The sequence below is a fragment of the Streptomyces sp. NPDC058701 genome (assembly GCF_042715295.1).
Taxonomy (GTDB): domain Bacteria; phylum Actinomycetota; class Actinomycetes; order Streptomycetales; family Streptomycetaceae; genus Streptomyces.
On record NZ_JBHXSY010000011.1, the window covers coordinates 181,332 to 200,922 of the forward strand.

At 69.2% G+C, this 19,591-nt stretch carries 12 protein-coding genes; 1 reads left to right on the top strand and 11 read right to left on the bottom strand.

Annotated elements, in window-relative coordinates:
• Positions 1–25: 25 nt before the first annotated feature.
• The 6 genes from ACFWW8_RS15155 to ACFWW8_RS15180 all read right to left on the bottom strand — a co-directional run bounded on the left by ACFWW8_RS15155 (position 26) and on the right by ACFWW8_RS15180 (position 8,504).
• A complete protein-coding gene (locus tag ACFWW8_RS15155; RefSeq protein ID WP_386528477.1) occupies positions 26–1,522 on the bottom strand; it encodes an amino acid permease in 1,497 nt (498 codons plus the stop codon).
• Between the two features lie 105 nt (positions 1,523–1,627).
• Entirely contained in the window at positions 1,628–3,544 is a 1,917-nt protein-coding gene (gene dxs / locus ACFWW8_RS15160; RefSeq protein ID WP_386528480.1) for a 1-deoxy-D-xylulose-5-phosphate synthase, read from the bottom strand.
• Positions 3,545–3,796: 252 nt separating this feature from the next.
• Complete coding sequence (locus ACFWW8_RS15165; protein ID WP_386528575.1) at positions 3,797–5,083, bottom strand: sugar ABC transporter permease; 1,287 nt, start codon at positions 5,081–5,083, stop codon at positions 3,797–3,799.
• A 20-nt stretch (positions 5,084–5,103) separates the two neighbouring features.
• The gene (locus ACFWW8_RS15170) at positions 5,104–5,892 is read right to left on the bottom strand and encodes an ATP-binding cassette domain-containing protein (RefSeq protein WP_267720043.1); all 789 of its coding nucleotides are present in this window, start codon (positions 5,890–5,892) and stop codon (positions 5,104–5,106) included.
• A gap of 170 nt (positions 5,893–6,062) precedes the next feature.
• Positions 6,063–7,160, bottom strand: coding sequence for a sugar ABC transporter substrate-binding protein (locus ACFWW8_RS15175; protein ID WP_386528483.1), 1,098 nt, complete (start codon positions 7,158–7,160; stop codon positions 6,063–6,065).
• Positions 7,161–7,289: 129 nt separating this feature from the next.
• On the bottom strand, positions 7,290–8,504 hold the full coding sequence (locus ACFWW8_RS15180; protein ID WP_386528486.1) for an ROK family protein: 1,215 nt from the start codon (positions 8,502–8,504) through the stop codon (positions 7,290–7,292).
• Between the two features lie 584 nt (positions 8,505–9,088).
• Between ACFWW8_RS15180 and mgtA the strand changes: the two genes are divergently transcribed.
• Positions 9,089–11,809, top strand: a complete 2,721-nt coding sequence (gene mgtA, locus ACFWW8_RS15185) for a magnesium-translocating P-type ATPase (protein ID WP_386528488.1) — start codon at positions 9,089–9,091, stop codon at positions 11,807–11,809.
• 152 nt (positions 11,810–11,961) lie between these two features.
• Here the strand turns inward: mgtA and ACFWW8_RS15190 are convergent, their stop codons facing one another.
• From ACFWW8_RS15190 to ACFWW8_RS15210, 5 genes are all read right to left on the bottom strand, one after another.
• Positions 11,962–12,894, bottom strand: coding sequence for a carbohydrate ABC transporter permease (locus ACFWW8_RS15190; protein ID WP_386528491.1), 933 nt, complete (start codon positions 12,892–12,894; stop codon positions 11,962–11,964).
• Between the two features lie 14 nt (positions 12,895–12,908).
• Positions 12,909–13,853, bottom strand: coding sequence for a carbohydrate ABC transporter permease (locus ACFWW8_RS15195; protein ID WP_386528493.1), 945 nt, complete (start codon positions 13,851–13,853; stop codon positions 12,909–12,911).
• 43 nt (positions 13,854–13,896) lie between these two features.
• Positions 13,897–15,345, bottom strand: coding sequence for an N-acetylglucosamine/diacetylchitobiose ABC transporter substrate-binding protein (gene ngcE, locus ACFWW8_RS15200; RefSeq protein ID WP_386528495.1), 1,449 nt, complete (start codon positions 15,343–15,345; stop codon positions 13,897–13,899).
• A gap of 345 nt (positions 15,346–15,690) precedes the next feature.
• Positions 15,691–18,420, bottom strand: coding sequence for an aconitate hydratase AcnA (acnA, locus tag ACFWW8_RS15205; RefSeq protein WP_386528498.1), 2,730 nt, complete (start codon positions 18,418–18,420; stop codon positions 15,691–15,693).
• A gap of 140 nt (positions 18,421–18,560) precedes the next feature.
• On the bottom strand, positions 18,561–19,562 hold the full coding sequence (locus ACFWW8_RS15210; protein ID WP_386528501.1) for a LacI family DNA-binding transcriptional regulator: 1,002 nt from the start codon (positions 19,560–19,562) through the stop codon (positions 18,561–18,563).
• Between the last annotated feature and the right edge of the window lie 29 nt (positions 19,563–19,591).

Here is a 19,591-nt window from a genome sequence, read left to right on the forward strand (position 1 = left end):
CCGGCACGGATCCGGAAGGGACCGCCTAGTACTTGGCGTTCGCGCCGGCCTTGCCGAGGCGGCTGTTGCGGCGGCCGTACAGGAAGTAGACGACGACGCCGATCGCCATCCAGACCCCGAAGCGGATCCAGGTCTCGGCCGGCAGGTTGAGCATCAGCCAGAGCGAGGCCGCGATCGAGACGATCGGGACGAACGGCACCCACGGGGTGCGGAACGCCCGGTGGAGGTCGGGGCGGGTGCGCCGCAGGACGATCACACCGAGGGCGACCACCACGAAGGCGAACAGGGTGCCGATGTTCACCAGCTCGGCGAGCTTCTCCAGACTGGTGAAGCCCGCGACGACCGCGATGACCACACCGAGCAGCACGGTCGCCCGGTAGGGGGTGCGGTACTTGGGGTGGGTGACCGAGAAGACGCGCGGCAGCAGCCCGTCACGGCTCATCGCGAAGAACACCCGGGTCTGGCCGAGCAGCAGGATCATGCACACGGTGATCAGACCGATGGACGCCCCGAGACTGATGGCGCCGGAGAAGAACGGCTGGTTCACGGATTTGAAGGCCTCGGCGAGCGGGGCGGTGGGCGACATCTCCGAGTACTTCTGCATGCCGGTGACCACCAGCGTCACGGCGACGTAGAGCACCGTGCAGACCAGCAGCGAGCCGAGAATGCCGCGCGGCATGTCCCGCTGGGGGTTCTTGGTCTCCTCGGCCGCGGTGGCCACCACGTCGAAGCCGATGAAGGCGAAGAAGATGAGTGAGGCCGCGGTGAAGATGCCCATGACGCCGAAGTTGGTGGGCGCGTAGCCGAAGAGCAGCTGGACCAGGGGCGCGTGCAGGCCGCTGCCCGCCTCCTGCGCCTGGGCCGGGGGGATGAACGGCGAGTAGTTGTCGGCCTTGATGAAGAACAGCCCCGCGATGATGACGAGCACCACCACGGTGACCTTGATGGCCACCACGATCGCGGTGATCCGGGCCGAGAGCTTCGTCCCGACGACCAGGACCGCGGTCAGCGCCAGGATCAGCAGGAAGGCCAGCAGGTCGAAGGTTCCTCCCGCGTCGGGCCCGGCCAGCGCGGTGGGGATGTTCCAGCCGAGGTTGGTCTCCAGGAGGTTGCGCACGTACCCGGACCAGCCGACCGCCACGACGGCGGTGCCGAGCGCGAACTCCAGCACCAGGTCCCAGCCGATGATCCAGGCGGGCAGCTCACCGATCGAGGCGTACGCGAAGGTGTAGGCCGAGCCGGCCACCGGCACGGTGGACGCGAACTCGGCGTAGCAGAGCGCCGCGAGGCCGCAGACGATGCCCGCTGCCACGAAGGCGAGGGCCGTGGCGGGCCCGGCGTTGTTCCGGGCCGCGATGCCCGTGAGGACGAAGATGCCGGTGCCGATGATCACACCCACACCGAACACCGTCAGGTCCCAGGCGGAGAGCGACTTGCGGAGCGCGTGTTCCGGCTCCTCCGTGTCGCGGATGGACTGCTCCACCGTTTTGGTGCGGAAGGGGCTGCTCGTATCCCTACTCACCGACGCGCCTCCGAACAGGTGTCTATGCACGCGAACGGGCCGGGAGGCCCTCTCCAAGGGTGATCTCCCGGCCCGCGACGTGCAACCGCTCGGCGGTCCGCCGGCTCAGTCGACGACGGCCGTCGGCTCGGTGTCGTAGCGCCCGTCGAGCTTGGCCACCAGGCCCGTCACCTGCCGGGCGATGTCCGGAGCGGTCAGACCGATCTCGGCCAGGATCTCCTTGCGCAGCGCGTGGTCCAGGAAGCGCTGCGGAATGCCGAAGTCGCGCAGCGGTACGTCGACGCCCGCGTCCCGCAGGGCCTGGGAGACGGCGGCGCCCACGCCGCCGGTGCGGCCGTTGTCCTCGACGGTGACGACCACCCGGTGGCCGTCCGCCAGCGGGGCCAGGGCCTCGTCCACCGGCTTGACCCAACGGGGGTCGACGACGGTCGAGGTGATGCCCTGCTTGTCCAGCAGGGCGGCGATCTCCAGGCACATGGGGGCGAGTGCGCCGACCGAGACGATGAGTACGTCCGGTCGGGTGACCTCGGGTGCCGGGGTACGCAGTACGTCCATGCCGCCGACGCGTCCGACGGCCGGGACGGCCGGGCCGACGACGCCCTTCGAGTAGCGCACGACGGTGGGGGCGTCCTGGACGGCGACGGCCTCGCGGAGCTGGGCGCGCAGCTGCTCGGCGTCGCGCGGGGCCGCGAGGCGCAGGCCGGGGACGACCTGGAGGATGGACATGTCCCACATGCCGTTGTGGGAGGCGCCGTCGTCGCCGGTGACGCCCGCGCGGTCCAGGACGAAGGTCACCCCGCACTTGTGCAGGGCCACGTCCATCAGGACCTGGTCGAAGGCGCGGTTGAGGAAGGTCGCGTAGACCGCGAAGACGGGGTGCACGCCGCCGCTGGCCAGGCCCGCGGCGGAGGTGGCGCCGTGCTGCTCGGCGATGCCGACGTCGAAGATGCGGTCCGGGTAGGCGTCCGCGAACTTCTTCAGGCCCACCGGCTGGAGCATGGCCGCGGTGATCGCGACGATGTCCTTGCGCTCCTTGCCGAGTTTCACCATCTCGTCGGCGAAGACGGAGGTCCAGCTGGCGGCGGCGGTCTTCACCGGCAGACCGGTGTCCGGGTGGATGACGCCGACCGCGTGGAAGCGGTCCGCCTCGTCCTGGACGGCCGGCTCGTAGCCCCGGCCCTTCTGCGTGAGGCAGTGCACGATGACCGGTCCGCCGAAGCGCTTGGCGCGCTGCAGCGCCGATTCCAGCGCCTCGATGTCGTGGCCGTCGATGGGGCCGACGTACTTGAGCCCGAGGTCCTCGAACATGCCCTGCGGGGCGATGAAGTCCTTGAGGCCCTTCTTGGCGCCGTGCAGGGTCTCGTAGAGGGGCTTGCCGACGACCGGGGTGCGCTCCAGGAGGTCCTTGCCGCGGGCCAGGAAGCGTTCGTAGCCGTCGGTGGTGCGCAGGGTCGCGAGGTGGTTCGCGAGGCCGCCGATCGTGGGGCCGTACGAGCGCTCGTTGTCGTTGACCACGATGACCAGCGGGCGGTCCTTGGCGGCGGCGATGTTGTTCAGCGCCTCCCATGCCATGCCGCCGGTGAGCGCGCCGTCGCCGATGACGGCGGCGACGTGGTGGTCCTCGCGGCCGAGCACCTCGTTGGCCTTGGCGAAACCGTCGGCCCAGCCCAGCACGGTGGAGGCGTGCGAGTTCTCGATCACGTCGTGCTCGGACTCGGCGCGCGAGGGGTAGCCGGACAGGCCGCCCTTGGTGCGCAGCCCGCCGAAGTCCTGGCGGCCGGTGAGGAGCTTGTGGACGTAGGCCTGGTGGCCGGTGTCGAAGAGGATCTTGTCCTTGGGCGAGTCGAAGACCCGGTGCAGGGCGATCGTCAGTTCGACCACCCCGAGGTTGGGGCCGAGGTGCCCGCCGGTCTTGGAGACGGCATCGACGAGGAAGGACCTGATCTCGGCGGCGAGCTGGTCGAGCTCCTCCTTGCCGAGCCGGTCCAGATCGCGCGGTCCCTTGATGCGGGTCAGCAGCACCCGTGCCTCCTTGCAATCGCCAGCTGGTCTGACGAGTCTAATGTTCCGCTCGCGGGCGCGGTCATCGGGCCGTCCCGGCGGTGTCACGCCTTTGTCATACATGTACACACCGCTGTGCGGTCACACATCCCAAACGGGCGTATACCCGCACAGGTGTACGTGTATTTACACGCACCGGTGCCCGGTGCCACAGGACGTGGCACCGGGCACTGTGACCGGTCTTACCGGCGGGTGTCGCTTCCGGGCATGCGGTCAGGCACGTCCGGCGGTCTTCTGGGTCTTGCGCGTGACCGAGTCGATCACCACGGTGGCCAGCAGCACCGCACCGGTGATCATGTACTGGATCGGCGTCGCGATGCCCTCCAGGGCCAGACCGTACTGGATCGAGGTGATGACCATGACGCCGAGGAGGGCGTTCCAGGTCCGGCCCCGGCCGCCGAAGAGGCTGGTGCCGCCGATGACGGCCGCGGCGATGACGTTCATCAGCAGGTCGCCGGCGCCGGCGCTCTGGTTGGCCGCCGCGATCTTGGAGGCCCAGAAGAGGCCGCCGATGGCGGCGAAGGTGCCGGCGATCGCGAAGACCGTGATCCGGACCCGGTTGATGTTGATGCCGGCGCGCCGGGAGGCCTCGACGCTGCCGCCGAGCGCGAAGACCTGGCGGCCGAAGGTGGTGCGGCGCAGGAGGAAGTCCGTGCCGACCAGGGCCAGGATGAAGAGCACCACCGCGAGCGGCAGGCCCTTGTACTGGTTGAACACGAGGGCGGGACCGAAGGTGAACACCGCGAGCAGACCGGTGCGCAGCAGGATCTCGCCCAGCGGCCGGGACGGCACTCCGGCGGCCTCTCGACGCCGGGCGTCGAAGAAGGAGCCGAGGAAGTAGCCGGCCACCGCGAGGGCCGCCAGGGCGTAGCCGACGGCCACGTCCGAGAAGAAGTACGTGGTCAGCTTGCCGACCACACCGTCGGAGTCCAGGTTGATCGTGCCGTTGCTGCCGAGGATCTGCAGCATCGCGCCGGACCAGAACAGCAGGCCCGACAGGGTGACGGCGAAGGCCGGGGCACCGATCCGGGCGAAGAAGAAGCCGTGGATCGAACCGATGAGGGCGCCGCCCGCGACCGCCGCGAGGATGGCCAGCCACTCGTTCATGCCGTGGGTGACCGACAGGACGGCGACGATGGCGCCCGAGACGCCGCTGACCGAGCCGACCGACAGGTCGATCTCGCCGAGCAGCAGCACGAAGATGATGCCGACGGCCATCATGCCGGTGGCGGTCATCGTGATCGCGATGTTGGTGAGGTTCTCCGGGGAGAGGAAGTTCGCGTTCAGCCCCTGGAAGATGCCCCAGATGATGATCAGGCCGATGACGACCGGGATGGATCCCAGGTCGCCGGCCTTCATCTTGCGGCCGAACTCGCTCAGGTATCCGGCCAGGCCCTGCTCGCGGACGAGCAGGCGCGGGTCCACGGCGGGGATGGCGTCCGCCGCGGCGGCCGGGTTGACCACGGTGTGGCCGCCGGCGCCGTCCGTCGTCTTGTGCAGCGGGGCAGGGTTCTCGGTGCTCACTTGCGGGCCTCCCCGGTGCGGGCCGCGCGGCGGGTCACGGCGTTGTCCGTGGCTCCCGTGATGGCGGAGATGATCTCTTCCTGCGAGGTGTCGGCGACGCTGAAGACACCGTTGTTGCGGCCCAGCCGCAGGACCGCCACCTTGTCGGCGACGGCCTTCACATCGGCCATGTTGTGGCTGATGAGGATCACGGCGTGGCCGCGCTCGCGCAGCCGCTCCACGAGGTCGAGGACCTGTGCGGTCTGCTCGACGCCGAGGGCGGCGGTGGGCTCGTCGAGGATGACGAGCTGGGGCTCGCCGAGCATCGAGCGGGCGATCGCCACGGTCTGGCGCTGGCCGCCGGAGAGCGAGGCGATGGGGATCCGGACACTGGGGATCCGGATGGACAGGGTGGTGAGGAGCTCGCGGGCGCGGCGCTCCATCTCCACCTCGTCGAGGACACCGCGGCGCTTGAGCTCGCGGCCGAGGAAGAGGTTGCCGACGACGTCGATGTTGTCGCACAGCGCGAGGTCCTGGTAGACCGTCGCGATGCCCAGGTTCTGGGCGTCGTGGGGCTTGCCGATGGAGACCGGGCGGCCCTCCCACTCGATGACACCGTCATCGATGGGGTGCACGCCGGCGATCGTCTTGACCAGCGTGGACTTGCCGGCGCCGTTGTCGCCCACCAGGGCGACCACCTCACCGGAGTGGATCTCGAGTTCTACGTCGGTCAGGGCCTGAACGGCGCCGAACCGCTTCGAGACCCCTCGCAACGCCAGCACGGGCGCAGCGGACACATGAACCATCTCCTTCGCCGCCTGACCGGCGGGGATGTCGTGCAAAAGAGCAGGAGCGGGGCGAATGGGGGGTACAGCGGGGGAAACGTTTCTGCCCGGCGCCCCGCGAGTGGCGGGGTAAGAAGGGGCGGAGCGCCGGGCAGGTGTGGGGGTCGCCGTGCGAGCGGGCGACGGGGGCCTTACTTGATGCCGGCGGTGGCGCAGGCGGCCGCGTACTTGTCGGTGCAGATCTCTTCGACCTTGTAGACCCCGTCCTTGACGACGGTGTCGTTGATGTTCGCCTTGGTCAGCGAGACGACCGGGATCAGGACGGACGGGACGGCCTTGGTGGTCGGGCTGTCGATCTTCTGGTTGATGATCCCGTCGATCTTCTCGCCCTTGGCGAGGGCGACGGCCATCTCGGCCGCGGCCGAGGCCTCGGGGGCGTACGGCTTGTAGACGCTCATGAACTGCTCGCCCGCCACGATCCGCTGCACACCGGCGAGTTCGGCGTCCTGGCCGGTGACCGGGGGCAGGGTGGACAGGCCGGCCGCCTTGAGGGCGGTGATGATGCCGCCGGCCATGCCGTCGTTGGCGGAGTAGACGCCGACGATCTTGTCCTTGCCGAGCGCCGAGAGGGCCGCCGCCATGTTGGTGTTGGCGTTCTCCGGCTTCCACTCGACCGTGTCGTACTCCTTGCCGATGTTCACCTTGCCGTCGAGGACGGAGTGGGCACCGGACTTGAAGAGCTTGGCGTTCGGGTCGGTGACCGAACCGTTCATCATGACGATCTGGCCGTCCTTGGCCTTGTCGCCCAGGGCCTCCAGGAGCGCCTTGCCCTGGACCTTGCCGACCTCTTCGTTGTCGAAGGAGGTGTAGGCGTCGATCGGGCCCTCGGCCAGGCGGTCGTAGGCGACGACCGGGATGCCGGCGTCCTTGGCGCGCTTGACCGCGCCGGCGATGGCCTTGGAGTCCACCGCGTCCACGATGAGGACGTTCACCTTGTTGGTGATCATCGTGTCGACCTGGGAGTTCTGCGTGGTCGCGTCCTGCTTGGCGTTGGCGTAGACGACCTCGCCCTTGCCGCGGGTCAGTTCGGCGACCTTCTTCTCGATCAGCGGCTTGTCGAACTTCTCGTACCGCGCGGTCTGGTTCTCCGGAAGGAGCAGCCCGACCTTGATGGCGTCGCCGACCGCGGCGGAGTCCTTCGGCTTCTCGCCTGCCTCCTTCGCACTGCCGCAAGCGGCAAGCGAGACGGCCATGGCGCCGGCGGCAACGGCTACGGCGGCTCTACGCATACGAGTGTTCATTAGTTGAACCTCCCTGACGAGGCCGCAACACTGCGGCCGAGGTGGATGTGAGTCAACCCCGGCCGCGTTTTGCCGTCAAGGAGTGAATCCTTAACGAGATGACAACGGTGCCATCCGTTATCTACCTGAAGACAAGACGACTGGCGCTCGGACTCCACTTCCATGGTCCGACAAAAGTGTCGAATCGCCCATCTCGCTGAGTACGAGGGCCAGCGCCCCCAGCACCTCGGCCCGTCCTCCGAGCGATCCCGTGAGCACCGACAACTGCCGGGCCGCGCTCGGGATCGCGTACCTCCCCACTGATTCACGGATGGGGGCCAGAACCAGTTCACCGGCGTCCGCGAGCGATCCGCCCAGGACCACCCGGCTCGGGTTCAGGAGGTTGCAGAGGCTAGCCACGCCGCTGCCGATGTGGCGGCCCACATCCGTGATCACCCGGCGGCAGCCGGGGTCGCCGCCGCGGGCCAGCTCCACCACCCGCTCCATCGTCAGCTCCGGCCCGTGCGTGCTCTGGAGCAGCGGCAGGACGTACCGGGCGGCCGCGAAGGTCTCCAGGCAGCCGCGGTTGCCGCAGCGGCAGACCGGGCCCGACTCGTCCAGCGTGATGTGCCCGATCTCGCCGGCGGTGCCGCCCGGCCCCCGGTAGATCTGGCCGTTGATCACCAGTCCGGCGCCCACACCGCTGGCGACCTTGATGTACGCGAGGTCCTTGACCCCCCGGCCGCTCCCCCACACCAGCTCGCCCAGCGCACCGAGGTTGGCGTCGTTGTCCACGTACACGGGCACGCCGAGGCGCTGCGACAGCTCCTGGCGGGGGTTGATCCCGGCCCAGCCCGGCAGGATCGCGGTCGAGCCCAGGGTCCCGGACTCCACGTCGATGGGCCCCGGCACGCCCAGCCCGACGCCGATGACCTTGTCCAGGCCCACCCCCACGCCGGTGACCAGCCGTCCGACCAGGGTTTCCGCCCGGTTGAAGCCGTCCGCCCAGGAGGCGTCCACGTCCAGTGGCTCGGCCTCCTCGGCCAGCACCTGGTGGGCGAGGTTCCCGACCGCCACGCGCAGGTGGGTGTGGCCGAAGTCGACGCCGATGACGATGCCCGCGTCCCCGCTGAGCGATACGCTCCGGGCCCGCCGGCCTCCCGCCGACGTGTCCGTGACCTCGACGGTCCCGGCCTCCTTGAGTTCCCGGACGATGTTGGAGACCGTGGCCGCCGACAGTCCGGTGGCACGGGCGATCTCCGCCTGGGTCAGCGATCCCGCGAGCCGCACGGCCCGCACGACCCGTTCCAGATTCGCTCGATGCAGCGAGGACTGCGATCCGGGAGTCTGCACGACTCATCCACTCCTGCCCATAAGCGACGGCAAGCCGTCGCCCCCCGAGCCGGGCCCTGACGGCTTGGCGCTCCGAGACCCCGGCGTCTCTCCAACTTGTGAACCTTAAGTCGAGCCTTTGCGCCTCCAGACGTCAAGAGGCTGACGCAGCACGAATCGGCCACTACCGGCCGGAAGGGGGAGGGAACGGTCGCTCTGATCGTGCTACGGTCGCAAAGGCGCCGATCCTCTGCGGCCTTTCCGGCCGGACCGGGCGCTCGTGATGACAGCGCTCTACGCAAGGAGGTGTTCGGGATGAGTCCCGACCGAAGTCCTTGCAGCGCTCCCGTCGGCTGATCTCCGGCTCGGCCGCCCCTTTCCCCGAGTGCGCACGGCCGCGGCACCCCGTGGTCGCCTCCACGCGTTCCGCCTCAGCCTGCCCCCGCTTCCCCTCCGCATGCCCTGACGGCTCCGTCGGGCCTGCGTCATCCATGCCCACCGGCGTGCGCCGCGGCCGTTCCATGCCGTCGCGCGCCGACCCATAATCACTCCACGTGACCGTACGGCTCCGCGCTGCCCGGACACCGTGGAGGGAGGTATTCGTCATGACCATGCTCACCCCCCGTTCCCCGGCGAAGCTCGCACCGCCGGGCCGGACCCGCCGCGAGCGCAAGGCCGCCGAGCTGGAGGCCCGTACCCGGCTCGTCGGCGAGCGGCTCGCCGCGACGAGCGCCCGCCCTGCCGTCCGGGTCCTCCGGTCCGCCGACGCCTCGCGCCACGGCCTCACCCACGCCGAGGCCGCGCTGCGCCTGGAGCGGCACGGCCCCAACACCGTCGCCCAGGAGCGCACCCCGCGCTGGTACCTCCAGCTGGCGATGGCGTACCGGAACCCCTTCATCGGCGTCCTGGTCTTCCTGGCCGCGGTCATGTACTGGCAGGACCCGGGGGACCCGGGTGTCGTCATCCTCTGCGTGATGGTGGCGATCAGCGGCCTGCTGCGCTTCTGGCAGGAGTTCCGGTCCGGCCGGGCCGCCGGCGCGCTGGGCCGGCTCGTGACCACCACCTGCGCCGTGCAGCGCCGGGCCGGCAGCGGCTCCGGCCCCACCACGTTCGAGGTGCCCATGGACCAGGTGGTCCCGGGCGACATGGTCAAGCTGGCCGCGGGCGACCTCGTCCCGGCGGACCTGCGGCTGATCACGTCCAAGGACCTGATGGTCGGCCAGGCCGCCCTGTCCGGCGAGTCCCTGCCCGTCGCCAAGGCCGACACCCGGACCGAGGACCTCGGCCGGCCCGGGACCACCGACCCGGTCGAGGCCGACAACCTCGTGCTCATGGGGACCTCGGTCACCTCCGGCACCGCCACCGGCGTCGTCGTCGCCACCGGCTCCGACACCTACTTCGGCTCGATGGCCGGCTCCCTGGTGGGCGAGCGCCCGCAGACCAACTTCGACACCGGCGTGCGCCGGGTCAGCCTCCTGCTGATCCGCTTCATGCTCGTCATGGTCCCGGTCGTCTTCATGATCAACGGCTTCACGAAGGGCGACTGGAACGAGGCCTTCCTCTTCGGTGTCGCCGTCGCGGTCGGCCTGACCCCGGAAATGCTGCCGATGGTCGTCTCCGCCAACCTGGCCCGCGGCGCCGTCGCCCTGTCCCGGCGCAAGGTCGTCGTCAAGCGGCTGGGCGCGATCCAGAACCTGGGTGCCATGGACGTGCTCTGCACGGACAAGACCGGCACCCTCACCGAGGACCGGATCGTCCTGGACCGCCACCTGGACGTGCACGGCACGGAGGACGACGAGGTCCTGGAGTACGGCTACCTCAACGCCCACTTCCAGACCGGACTACGCAACCTGATGGACCAGGCGGTCATCGACCGCGTCGACGAGGCCGAGGAGGTTGTCGTCGACGCACGGTTCTCGATGGTCGACGAGATCCCCTTCGACTTCGCCCGGCGCCGGATGTCCGTGGTCCTGAACCGCAACGCGATCGTCGGCGACGCCGGCCGCACCGAGCACGTCGTGATCACCAAGGGCGCCGTCGAAGAGGTCCTGGACCTCTGCACCCACGTGAAGGACCGCGGTGAGCGCGTCGACCTGACCGAGCAGCTGCGGTGGCACGCCACCCGCATCGCCGAGGAGAACAACCGGCAGGGCCTGCGCGTCCTGGCCGTCGCCACCCGCACGGTCGCCGCACCGCGCGACACCTACACCGTCGCGGACGAGGACGGGCTTACCCTGGTCGGCTTCCTCGCCTTCCTCGACCCGCCGAAGGCCGACGCCGCCCGGGCCCTCCAGGGGCTGGCCGGCAAGGGCATCGCGGTCAAGGTGGTCACCGGCGACAACGAGCTCGTCGCCGCCCGGGTCTGCGCGGACGTCGGCCTCGACGTCGGGCACGTGGTGCCCGGCGCCGCGACCGACGCCCTCGACGAGCACGCGCTGCGCGCGCTGGCCGCCCGTACGACGGTCTTCGCCAAGGTCAACCCCGTCCAGAAGGCCCGGATCGTACGGGCCCTGCAGGCCGAGGGGCACACCGTCGGGTTTCTCGGGGACGGCATCAACGACGCTGCCGCGCTGCGCGACGCCGACGTCGGCATCTCGGTGGACACGGCCGTGGACATCGCCAAGGAGTCGGCCGACATCATCCTGCTGGAGAAGGACCTGACCGTCCTGGAGCAGGGTGTGGTCCAGGGCCGGACCACCTTCGGCAACACCATCAAGTACATCAAGATGACGGCCTCGTCGAACTTCGGCAACGTCCTCTCGGTCCTCGTCGCGAGTGCCTTCATCCCCTTCCAGCCGATGCTCGCGATCATGCTGCTGGTCCAGAACCTGGTCTACGACATCTCGCAGCTGGCCACCCCGTGGGACCGGATGGACGAGGAGTACCTGCGGCGGCCCCGCAACTGGGACGCCAAGGGCATCGGCCGCTTCATGGTCACCATCGGCCCCGTCAGCTCCGTCTTCGACATCTCGATGTTCCTGATCATGTGGCACGTCTTCGGGGCGAACAGCGAGGCGCACGAGGCGCTCTTCCAGTCCGGCTGGTTCATCGAGGGCCTGCTCTCGCAGACCCTGATCGTCCACATGATCCGTACCCGGAAGATCCCCTTCATCCAGTCCCGCGCCTCCTGGCCGGTGATGGTGATGACGGTCCTCGCGGTCCTGACCGGGCTGTGGCTGCCGTTCTCGCCGCTGGCCGCCCCGCTGGGCTTCACGGCGCTGCCGGCCGGCTACTTCCCCTGGCTGATCGGCGTGCTCCTCGCGTACTGCACGCTCACCCAGCTCGTGAAGACCTGGTACATCCGCCGGTTCAACACCTGGCTGTGACGGCCGGCCTGTTCGTCCTGGCCGCCTGCGGCACCGTGGGCACGGTGGGTGCCAACCTCCCGCCGCGCCCGCCGGAGCCGGCGGCCGGACCGGGCGTGGGCCGGGGGACGCGGCGCGGGCCCGGACCCCCGTCAGGGGTCCGGGCCCGGCTGCTACTTGAGGGTGGCGGAGGTGAGGCCGGCCTGGATCTGGCGCTGGAAGGACAGGTACACCGCGAGCATGGGGATGATCGCGATGGTCGCCCCGGCGAACAGCACGGGCAGGTCCGTCTCGTACCCCATCTGCTGCTGGAGCTGGATCAGGCCCTGGGTGAGCATGTAGCGCTCGGGGTCCGCGCTCGACTGGGGCTGCATCAGCACGGCGGGCAGGATGTACTGGTTCCACTGGCCCAGGACATTGAATATCCCGACGCTGATCAGGCCGGGCTTGGCCATCGGCAGCATCACCTGGAAGAAGATCCGGGTGTCGGACGCCCCGTCGATCACGGCCGCCTCGTACACGGCCGTGGGCAGCGTCCGGAAGAACGAGTGCATGAAGAAGATGGTGAAGGGCATCGAGTACGCGATGTACACGAGGATCAGGCCCTGGTAGGTGTTCAGCATGTCGAAGCGCTTGACCATGAAGAACAGCGGGACGAGCGCGAGGAACACGGGGAACATCGCGCCGCTGACGAAGAAGTAGTAGACGACCCGGTTCCCCCTGAAGGGGTAGCGGGCCAGGACGTACGCGGCCATGGAGCCGAACAGCATGGTCAGCGGGACCGAGAACGCCAGTACGACGAGCGTGTTGCCGAAGTAGCCGCCGATGCCCTTGTCCCAGGCCCGGCCGAACGCGTCCAGGTGCCAGTTCGAGGGCCAGCTGAGGGCGGAGCCGCCGATCTGCGCGTCGGTCTTGAAGGAGCCGAGGACGAGCCAGATCAGGGGCAGCACGATCATGACCGCCCAGAGGGCGAGGAACCCGTGCGAGAAGACGTTGAGGACCACGCCCTCGGAGCGCCGGTCCGGTTCCCCCGTCCGTCCGGCTCCGGAGGAGCTCTCCGAGGCGGCTTCGCCCGGAACCTTGATCACTGTGGACTGTGTGGTCATCAGGGCACTCCGCTTCAGAACTCGATGCGCTCGCGGCGGGTGGCGCGCAGCGTGATGACGGAGAGGATCATGGTCAGGACGAGCATGACCACGCCCATGGCACAGGCGTAACCGCTCTTGCCGAAGTACAGGAAGTTGCGCATCAGCACCGTGGCCATGACCTCGCTGTGGTGGTCGGGTCCGCCGCCGAACTGGCCCGAGGTCATGGTCGACACCAGGACGAACATGTCCATCGCGGCGATGCCCAGGTAGACCGCGGAGGTCTGCACAGAATCCCACAGCAGGGGCAGGGTGACCTTGAAGAAGGTCTGGGCGCGCCCGGCGCCGTCGAGGAGCGCGGCCTCGTAGATGTCCTTCGGTACGGACTGCATGGCCGCGGAGAAGAGGACGAGGTAGAAGCCGACGCCGTGCCAGACCACCACGAACAGCAGGCACCACAGGACGAGGTTCGGCTCGTTGAGCCATTCGACGGGGTGCTGCGGGTCGACCAGGCCGGTCTTGATGAGGAAGCCGTTGAGCAGGCCCCCCTCGTCGCTGCGGTAGATCGCGCCGAAGAGCACGGCGAGGATCGCGAGGGAGAGGACCTGGGGGAAGAAGTAGACGACCTTGTAGAGGCGCGAGCCGGAGACGCCCTGGACGCCGCCGGCCCCGCTGCGCCCTCCGGCGTTCACCATGAAGGCGAAGAAGAGGGCGAGCAGGATGGTGATCACCGGGACGAACACCAGGAGCAGCAGGTTGTGCCACAGCGCGCCCCGGAAGACCTCGTCCTTCAGCAACACCGTGTAGTTGTCCAGGCCGACGAAGTCGAAGACCGGTGACTGGCCCGACCAGTTGGTGAAGGAATAGCCGAATGTCTGAACATACGGCCAGATGACGAAGGTCAGGTACAGCGCGATCGGTGCGATGAGGAAACCGGTGATGAAGCCGGCCTTCCCCCTCCCCTGGGCTGCGTGGCTCATGGTGTCCGTCCCTGGTGTCGCCGGGTGTCCGGTGGACGCGTCGTCAGCTGCGCTTGTTGTTCTTCGCGTTCGGGTCCTTGGCAGCCTTGTCTACCGCAGCCTGGGCGCGCTTGATCCATTCCTTCGGCTGGATGCGCTGCGCCATCAGCTCATTGGACGCGTTCTGGATCTCGGTGTCCATCTCGCTGTACCAGTCCGGGTACTGGTAGCTGATGATGTTGCCGTCGGCGGCCTTGAGTGCCTCGACGGCCGACTGGGTGCCCGGGCGGAGCTTGACGGCGGGGTCCACGCCGTCCTTGACGACGGTGAGGGAGTTGGCCTGCTGGGCGAAGATCGTTGACCACTCGCGGGAGAGCATCGAGCGGAGGAACTCCATGCCGGCGGCCTTGTTGGCGGCCTTCTCCGGGACGATGAAAGGCTCGTCCACACCGGCGCGGACGGCCTCGAGGGGCAGCTTGCTGTCCGGCAGCAGCGGAATCGGCAGGAACTTCATGTCGAAGTCCTCGGGGGTCTGCTTGAGCTGCTCGTTCTCCAGCCAGGAGCCGCTGGGGATGAAGACGGCCTTGTACTGGTTCCACGCGGTCTGGGACTCCGTGTGGGTGAGTCCGTTGGTGCCGGGCAGCAGGAGGCCCTTCTCCACGACCTCGTAGACGGCCTCGACGGCGGCCAGCGCGGCCGGGTTGCCCTCGAAGGCGTTCGGCTCCAGGTTGTCGATCGCCTTCATGGCGTCCAGGCCGCCCTTCTTGGCGATCAGGTCCATGATGACGACGTTGATGTAGTACGGGAACTTGCCCTGGTGGGCGAGGCCGCCGATGCCCGCTTCCTTGGCCTTGGTGCAGATGGCCAGGAACTCGTCCCACGTCTTGGGCGGGGTCCAGCCCTTCTCCTTGAAGAGCTTGCCCGAGTACCAGAGGCCGAAGACGGCGTAGACGTACTTGAGGACGACGAACTTGCCGCCCTGGAGTCCCTGTTCGTAGGCCCCCTCGACGAGGGTGTCGCGCACCTTCTTGGTCGGGTCGTCCAGCGAGGGCGCGTCGAGCACGGCGGTGAGGTCGGCGAGCTGGCCGCCCTTGGCCAGGACGTCCAGCTTGATCTGCTGCGCGCCCGAGTCGTCGACGACGTCCGGCGGGTTGCCGGCGTTGAAGCGCGGCTGGAGCTTGGCGGTGATCTCCTGGGTGCCCAGGTGGGAGCTGGTGGTGCCCCACTTCTTGTCGAAGGCGGCCTCCCAGGCCTTCGCGTAGTCGTCGCCGAAGCCGCCCTTGAAGACGACGACGTCGAGCTTGCCGCCCTTGGCGACGCCGAAGGGGTTCTCCTTGGTGACCGGCCCCTTGGGGGCGCCGCCCTTGGGAGCCTCCTCGGCACCCGAGGCGCACGCGGACAGGAAGCTCATCGTCGGCACGGTGATGAGGCCGAGTGCCGCGGAGCGCTTGATCAGGTCGCGGCGGCCGAGGCCGTCGGTGCTGTTCTCGCCGTGGGCGGAGGTGGATCCCATGCTCAAGTCCTCGCCTTCGTCAGAAGTGTGAAGGAAGCGGGACAGCGCGGCAGTTGCCGCGCATGCGACATCGCCGCAGGTCCCCGCCGTCCCCCGGCCCGGGACCGCTCGATGCGCGGTGGTCCGGACGGGCACAGGTATAGTCCACTTCCGTTCGAGTGAGCAAGATCATGCACAAGGATCAGCTCCGGCTTTTCCGAGTTGAGACCTCACCGTCACCTGGCCCGGGGCCGCGGACGGCACCGGAACAGACGGAAGGGCCGTACCCCCGTGTCCGGGGATACGGCCCTATGGTGCCGACTGACGGAGCCGACCCGACTGATTCGGCTCCGCCTGGCGCGCCTCTCAGCCTCGGATGAGGTTCCGGAGCACGTACTGCATGATGCCGCCGTTGCGGTAGTAGTCCGCCTCGCCCGGCGTGTCGATGCGCACGACCGCGTCGAACTCCACACCGGTGTCGGTGGTCACCCTGACGGTGCGCGGGGTGGTGCCGTTGTTCAGCTCCTCCACACCGGTGAAGGCGAAGGTCTCCTCGCCGGTGAGGCCCAGGGAGGCCGCGGTGGCGCCCTCGGGGAACTGCAGGGGCAGGACGCCCATGCCGATCAGGTTGGAGCGGTGGATGCGCTCGTAGGACTCGGCGATGACGGCCTTGACTCCGAGCAGCGCGGTGCCCTTGGCGGCCCAGTCGCGGGACGAGCCCGAGCCGTACTCCTTGCCCGCCAGGATGACCAGCGGGATGCCGGCGGCCTGGTAGTTCTGCGAGGCGTCGTAGATGAAGGAGACCGGCGCGCCCTCGACGGTGAAGTCGCGGGTGAAGCCGCCCTCGGTGCCCGCCGCGATCTGGTTGCGGAGGCGGATGTTGGCGAAGGTACCGCGGATCATGACCTCGTGGTTGCCGCGGCGGGAACCGTACGAGTTGAAGTCGCGGCGCTCGACGCCGTGCTCCGTGAGGTACTTGCCGGCCGGGGTGTCGGCCTTGATCGCACCGGCCGGGGAGATGTGGTCGGTGGTGACCGAGTCGCCCAGCTTCGCCAGGACGCGCGCGCCGGCGATGTCGGAGACCGGGGTGGTCTCCATCGTCATGCCCTCGAAGTAGGGGGGCTTGCGCACGTAGGTGGACTGCGGGTCCCACTCGAAGGTGTTGCCGGTCGGGATCGGCAGCGCCTGCCACTGGGCGTCGCCCGCGAAGACGTCCTGGTAGGACTTGTTGAACATGTCCTCGCCGATGGCGTTCGCCACGACGTCGTTGACCTCGGCCTCGGAGGGCCAGATGTCCTGGAGGAAGACCGGCTCGCCCTCGGTGTCGGTGCCGATCGCGTCGGTGGTGATGTCCACCTTCATGGAGCCCGCGATGGCGTACGCGACGACCAGCGGCGGGGACGCCAGGTAGTTCATCTTGACGTCGGGGTTGATGCGGCCCTCGAAGTTGCGGTTGCCCGAGAGGACCGAGGTGACCGCGAGGTCGGCCTCGTTGATCGCCTTCGAGATCTCCTCGTCCAGCGGACCGGAGTTTCCGATGCAGGTGGTGCAGCCGTACCCGACGAGGTTGAAGCCCATCTTGTCGAGGTACGGGGTGAGGCCGGCCTTGTCGAAGTAGTCGGTGACGACCTTCGAGCCCGGGGCCAGGGTGGTCTTGACCCACGGCTTGCGCGTCAGGCCCTTCTCGACCGCCTTCTTGGCCACGAGCGCCGCGGCGACCATGACGTAGGGGTTCGAGGTGTTGGTGCACGAGGTGATCGCGGCGACGGTGACGGCGCCGTGGTCGATCTCGAAGGAGGTGCCGTCGGCCAGCGTGACCGGGGTGGGCTTGGTCGGCACGCCGTTGGAGGACGCCGGGGCGTCGGACGCCGGGAAGGACTCCTTGCCGGCCTCCTCGTCGTCGTTGACGTAGTTGCGCACGTCGAGCGCGAACTGCTGCGAGGCGTTGGCGAGGACGATGCGGTCCTGCGGGCGCTTCGGGCCGGCGATGGAGGGGACGACCGTGGAGAGGTCGAGCTCCAGCTTCTCGGAGAAGTCCGGCTCGGCGGCCGGGTCCAGCCACAGGCCCTGCTCCTTGGCGTACGCCTCGACGAGCGCGACCTGCTGGGCGTCGCGGCCGGTCAGGCGCAGGTACTTCAGGGTCTCGTCGTCGATCGGGAACATCGCGGCGGTGGAGCCGAACTCCGGCGACATGTTGCCGATGGTGGCGCGGTTCGCCAGCGAGGTGGCGGCGACGCCCTCGCCGTAGAACTCGACGAACTTGCCGACGACGCCGTGCTTGCGCAGCATCTCGGTGATCGTCAGCACCAGGTCGGTGGCGGTGGTGCCGGCGGGCAGCTCGCCGGTCAGCTTGAAGCCGACGACGCGCGGGATCAGCATGGAGACCGGCTGGCCGAGCATCGCGGCCTCGGCCTCGATGCCGCCGACGCCCCAGCCCAGCACGCCCAGGCCGTTGACCATGGTGGTGTGCGAGTCGGTGCCGACGAGGGTGTCGGGGTACGCCTGTCCGTTGCGGACCATGACCGTACGGGCCAGGTGCTCGATGTTGACCTGGTGGACGATGCCGGTGCCCGGGGGGACGACCTTGAACTCGTCGAAGGCGGTCTGGCCCCAGCGCAGGAACTGGTAGCGCTCGCGGTTGCGGCCGTACTCCAGCTCCACGTTCTGGAGGAACGCCTCCGGGGTGCCGAACTTGTCCGCGATCACGGAGTGGTCGATGACCAGCTCGGCCGGGGCCAGCGGGTTGATCTTGGAGGCGTCGCCGCCGAGGGCCTTCACGGCCTCGCGCATGGTGGCGAGGTCCACGACGCACGGAACGCCGGTGAAGTCCTGCATGATCACGCGAGCCGGCGTGAACTGGATCTCCTCGCTGGGCTGGGCCTGCGAGTCCCAGTTGCCGAGCGACCGGATGTGGTCGGCGGTGATGTTCGCGCCGTCCTCGGTACGGAGCAGGTTCTCCAGCAGGACCTTCAGGCTGTAGGGAAGGCGGGCGGAGCCCTCGACCTTGTCCAGCTTGAAGATCTCGTACGACTCGTCGCCCACCTGCAGCGTGCTGCGGGCGTCGAAGCTGTTCGCCGACACGACAGTCTCCTTCATGCATGAATTCGCGCGTTTTACCGCAATCCTGCCGCGTGGCACTCTGGCCAATCCGCTGAGGTGAGGCTAAGTTAGGTTACCCTTACCAGCGGGACGGCTGCGGTACGCCTCTCGGCAGATATCTCGATGTCGAGATAACTCTAGTACATGTCCGGGGGAAGGGACGAGGCGCGCACCCGTATACCTGTCGGCACGGTGTGCTGCCCCGGGGATTCCGCTTGTCCGGATTCGATCAGTGTGACCAGCGCGGACACCGCCGTCACGGCGATCCGCTCGGGATGCAGCGTGACGGTGGTCACGGCCGGTTCACGGCTCTCGTACGCCGGATCCTCGCTCGCGCAGACCAGGAGCACGTCGTCGGGCGTACGCATCCCGTGGCGCGCGGCGGCCGCAAGCACCTGCCGGCCGCCGGGGTCGTACACGCAGTAGACGGCGTCGGGGCGGCCGGGCGCGGCGAAGGCCGCGTCGAAGGCGTGCCCGGCCACGTCCTCGGGGTCGAAGGGGACCACCAGGGCGGGGCGGCCGCGCTCGGCGCACCAACGGGTGTACGCCGCGGTGACGGCCCCGGTGTAGTGCTCGCGGCCGTAGCCGGAGTGCAGGGCGATGCGGCGGGCCCCGGACGCGGCGAGGTGGTCGAGGACGGCGGCGGTGGTGGCGGCGTGGTCGTTGTCCACCCACACGTCGCCGGGCAGCGGGTCTGCGGGGCGGCCGTCGAACACCACCGGCAGGCCGCGCGCCCGCAGGGCCCGGAGCACGGCGTCGCCGTCCGGGCTGTCGAGGAGCAGCATCCCGTCGACGGCGAGGGTGTGCCACAGCGGCTCGGCGCCGCGGTCGGCGGGCAGGGTGGTCAGCGCGTAACCGCGGGCGTGGGCCGCGGAGGTCGCGGCGGTCAGCAGCCGGGAGAAGTAGGCGACGCCCGCGTAGTCCCAGGCCGAGCCGGCGTACGTGGTGACGGCGACGCCGAGGGTGCGCGTGCGCGGTCCCCGGCGGACCCCGTAGCCGAGGGAGGCCGCCGTCTCGCGGACCCGGCGGCGGGTGCCCTCGCCGAGGCGGCCGGTGCCGTTGAGGGCGTGCGAGACGGTCGCGGTGGAGACCTCCGCGGCGCGCGCGATGTCGGCGATGGTCGGTCCGGGTCCGGGCACGCGGTCATCGTACGGACGCGGCCTGCGGA